We start from the raw sequence: 401 nt of genomic DNA, 5'->3' as shown, positions 1-401 counted from the left end.
ACTCTCCCACGAGATGCAGTACCATCGGCGCAAACGGGCTTAACTTCTCTGTTCGGAATGGTAAGAGGTGAGCCCCGTCGCTATAACCACCTTAAGTCATAGCTGCGGTGCAACAACAGTGTTGTTGCCTACAGCGTCACAAATGCATGTGACAAATATCGTGACATATTGAAAAAAGCACACCAAAGTGTGATTCATACATAAAAAAATTGTTGTACTCTACTAAAAAACAGGCGTACAATAAGCCTATGGGCTATTAGTATCACTCGGCTATGACATTGCTGCCTTTACACCTATGACCTATCAACGTGGTAATCTTCCACGGCCCTTTAAAGAAATCTCATCTTGTGGTGGGTTTCGCGCTTATATGCTTTCAGCGCTTATCCCTTCCGAACGTAGCT

The 401-nt window shown here is 44.4% G+C and carries 2 rRNA genes; both read right to left on the bottom strand.

The window, feature by feature from the left end:
• A 5S ribosomal RNA gene (rrf, locus tag J4051_RS19340) occupies positions 1-94 on the bottom strand; the annotation flags it as partial.
• Positions 95-236: 142 nt separating this feature from the next.
• A 23S ribosomal RNA gene (locus J4051_RS18890) occupies positions 237-401 on the bottom strand; the annotation flags it as partial.

Source organism: Gelidibacter pelagius, from assembly GCF_017581925.1.
Classification (GTDB): Bacteria; Bacteroidota; Bacteroidia; order Flavobacteriales; family Flavobacteriaceae; genus Gelidibacter; species Gelidibacter pelagius.
Note: the sequence above shows the minus strand (reverse complement) of the source record. Positions and strands in the feature narration are given on the sequence as shown.